At 59.3% G+C, this 3,188-nt stretch carries 5 protein-coding genes; 4 read left to right on the top strand and 1 reads right to left on the bottom strand.

The window, feature by feature from the left end; translation table 11 throughout:
• Positions 1-73: 73 nt before the first annotated feature.
• Positions 74-436 (bottom strand): hypothetical protein, encoded by a 363-nt coding sequence (locus AMS67_RS17815; RefSeq protein WP_156316536.1) that lies wholly within the window; start codon positions 434-436, stop codon positions 74-76.
• 373 nt (positions 437-809) lie between these two features.
• Between AMS67_RS17815 and AMS67_RS04445 the strand changes: the two genes are divergently transcribed.
• The 4 genes from AMS67_RS04445 to AMS67_RS04435 are packed head-to-tail and all read left to right on the top strand — an operon-like array spanning position 810 to position 3,074.
• Entirely contained in the window at positions 810-1,556 is a 747-nt protein-coding gene (locus AMS67_RS04445) for an AMP-binding protein (protein ID WP_277619551.1), read from the top strand.
• A 54-nt stretch (positions 1,557-1,610) separates the two neighbouring features.
• Entirely contained in the window at positions 1,611-1,943 is a 333-nt protein-coding gene (locus AMS67_RS18210) for an AMP-binding enzyme (protein ID WP_075201232.1), read from the top strand.
• Between the two features lie 55 nt (positions 1,944-1,998).
• Positions 1,999-2,649, top strand: a complete 651-nt coding sequence (locus tag AMS67_RS04440) for a TetR/AcrR family transcriptional regulator (RefSeq protein WP_053386308.1) — start codon at positions 1,999-2,001, stop codon at positions 2,647-2,649.
• A 56-nt stretch (positions 2,650-2,705) separates the two neighbouring features.
• The gene (locus tag AMS67_RS04435; protein ID WP_053386307.1) at positions 2,706-3,074 is read left to right on the top strand and encodes a nuclear transport factor 2 family protein; all 369 of its coding nucleotides are present in this window, start codon (positions 2,706-2,708) and stop codon (positions 3,072-3,074) included.
• The last annotated feature ends 114 nt before the right edge of the window (positions 3,075-3,188 follow it).

The raw sequence follows: 3,188 nt of genomic DNA, 5'->3' as shown, positions 1-3,188 counted from the left end.
GCGGAGATCTGATAGCTCATAGGGCTACTCCTTTGTAATCCAAACCAACTGGCACTTTGACTGGGCCATACATTCATTCTTTAACGTTAATTAATGTGCTGTCAAGCCCTCCACCCGGCTCCGCCGCCTCGCTACACAAAAGGCAAGGCTTCGTCGGCCCGCCCATCGCGGCATTCGCCGTTCGGAGAAGGCGCGAATACCCACGCGCGCGCCGTCGGAAGTGGGTCACCTCCTGCACCATCACGGCAAGCTCGGTCTGCATGACCAGAGCCGCACTCTCTCCAGCGGTCCGCGCGTCTAGACAGCAGCCCAGAATATCGCAGCAACCGCCATCGGGGTGGCTCAGCAGATCACTCGCGCGAGAGATCGTTTCATCCAGCACGGCCCCCTGAAGGGCGATGCGATTGAGCACCCCCAGCATCGGGAAGGATGCCAAGACCCGCTTCGGGAAACGCGAACACGGCGCTTCGGCCGATCGATCGTGACGATTAGTATTTGATCGAAGATCCGGGTCGAAACGCCAGCGTCCTATTCACGATCACTCCCCTCCTCGGCTTAGGCCACCCCGCATTTGGCGCTTGACCCTCTGGACAATGACCGCCATCATCGATTGAATAATAATTAAGTTTGCCTGGCTATGGCTTGGCATCACTCGATGAGGAGAGCATGACCGTGAAGAGTTCCGGCTTCAGCTGCGACCCTCTCCCGTTCGCGACGCTATCCGAGACGCTCTCGCATTGGTCCCGGGTCGCGCCGGATGCTCTTGCACTGACTTGCGGCAGAGAGGAACTCACCTGGGCGCAGTTCGAGTGGCGCGGTGCCGAGCTTGGCCTCGCTCAAGCGGAGTTCAGCGCGGAGATAGAGTGGTGGTCGTCGGACACAATTCGATCCCGTGGCTGATCCATTATCTTGCCGCTCTTGGCCTGGGCGCGGTCATCGCCTCCGCTAACAATCGCCTCAACGCAAACCAATTCGCCCAGCAAGTGAGCATCCTCGAAGCGACTCTCGTGCTCCACGACGACAACCATACTGAGATTGTCAGCGGGGTGTCAGACGTGCCGATAACGAACCTGTTCCACGAACTGCCTGAAGAACGAGATGGGGAGACGCACCTCGAGACGTATATGCCCGCCCTAGTAAGTTTCACTTCGGGCACGACGGGCACCCCGAAGGGTGCGACCCTGTCCCAGGGGGCACTGGCAGAGGCGTCCTGGGCTTTTGTCCAAGTGATGCATACCGACCGAGACGATTCCACGCTCGTCGTGGTTCCCTTGGTCCATAACACGGGTGTCATCGATCAGTTCGGTCATATGCTCATGGTCGGCGGACGCACTGACCTACTACAGAAGTATCGAACCACTCTGGCGATTAAAGCCTTGACTCAACGCCCGACCACCTATCTCGCGGCAGTGCCGAGCATTCACCGCCTCATCATGCTGGCCGAGCGCGCCGACCAGGCACTGTCTGATCTGCGCATCCTGCTCTATGGCGGATCGCCGATGCCACGCACCTGGATCGAAGAGCATCTAACCCGCTGGCCGAGTATCCAGTTGTAACACGGTTACGGGCTCTCCGAGTGGGGTTCAGCTATTTCATTCCCCCTCGCCGCAGTGGCCACTGTCGCGCTCGGATGTGTGTTTGCCGCCCCAGACGGGATCCTGCAGAACCGGGTCGTTGCCGCCTTAGAGGTACGCCCCGGTGCACTGTTCGACGAAGCCGAAGCACTGACGCACCTCCGGGGTCAGCTGCGTGACTATGCGGCGCCCGAGCGCATCTTCACACATCCGAGCTTGCCCCGCACTGCCAGCGGAAAAGTGGATCGTCAAGCTGCCCGCAAGCAGGTCGCAGAGCGAGCACACGAAGAGATACCTCGAACGATGAAGACAAAACGAGTCAGGCGACTTGCCTGCAAGCTCCAATCGCAAAAATCTAACGTAAAGTAAAGCCACTGTGTAAGGCGCATTTCCCGCACGTTTCCCAAGTAAGTGAGGCCAGACATTGAGCTCTACGATCCACACCGCGAAAAAGTCGGTAGCCAAGGGCGCGAAGGGCCGAGGCAATGTCGGGCGCGAGAAGGTGCTGGAGGTCGCCACGCAGATGTTCTTGCTTCACGGATACTCCGGCACCAGCATGAAGGCCCTCGCCGGTGAACTCGGCGTATCCGCGCCAGCACTCTACTGGTACTTCCCTTCCAAGGAAGATCTCTATGTCGAGGTGATCGAGACTTCGATGCGCGACTTCGCAAGCTCAGTTCAGGCTGCCGTCACCGCGGCCGATCCCGCGGGACAACTCCAACAGATCGTGCGCGCCCACGTGACCTGGCAACTCGATCAGTCGGACGCCGCACGAACCTTCGACCTGAGCCGCGCACATGCCGATGACATCCCCATCGAAAGACTGGACTCCGTAAGAAGGCTCCAGATCGAATACCGGGACCAGATCCGCAAAGTCCTTCACGACGGCTGCGATCAAAACAGCTTCACAATCAAAGACGTCAACGTGACGGCGTTCACGATTCTCACGCTCTGCGAGTACGTGTACTCCTGGTTCAACCCGCAAGGGCAACGCAGCGGCAGCGAAGTCGCAGAACTCCTCTCCACGCTCGTGATGAGCATGGTCGGCTACCATCCATCCACCACCCACGAGTAAGACACAGAGCGGCTGACCGCGCCCTCTGCCCACCAAGAACCCACTGGAGATAACACATGAGCGTCGAAACTATGCACAAGCTTCTTGAGGAGTACCACGAAGCCTGGGGACGGGGCGACCAAGAAGCCGGTATGGCCTTCTACTCGGATGACGTGATATTGCACATGGGCGGCGACGGACCCCTCGCCGGCATCTACCGCGGCAAACAGGACTTCGTCGACAACTGGATCGGTCGAGTCAACGCCTACGTGGACCGCTGGCAGGTGGGAGGCGAAGCCGAATACGAGAAGGACAACGTTCTCCTCATAGGCGAGGACGGCGTCCTCATGCTCGTCCACGAGGTCTGGGGTAGGGGAGATCGCGAAGCGATCACCAAGCGCCTGGGCTTCTACAAGTGGGCAGGACGAGAGATCGTGGAGTGCTGAATCGTGTCGTGTTTGATGGAGGGTGATCCTGTACCGAAAGGAGCTCTGGCATTATGCCTGTCCCGTACCCTGCCGAGATTCGTGAGCGTGCGGTCCGCCTTGCGCTCGAGGCTC

The sequence above is a fragment of the Leucobacter japonicus genome (genome assembly GCF_001273855.1).
Taxonomy (GTDB): Bacteria; Actinomycetota; Actinomycetes; order Actinomycetales; family Microbacteriaceae; genus Leucobacter; species Leucobacter japonicus.
The sequence above is the reverse complement of the archived record's forward strand: the minus strand, read 5'-3'. Positions and strand labels throughout refer to the sequence as shown.

What these genes read in the sequence shown, in the direction of transcription:
- AMS67_RS04435 (WP_053386307.1), top strand. Translation starts at nt 2,706, where the DNA reads ATGAGCGTCGAAACTATGCACAAGCTTCTTGAGGAGTACCACGAAGCC.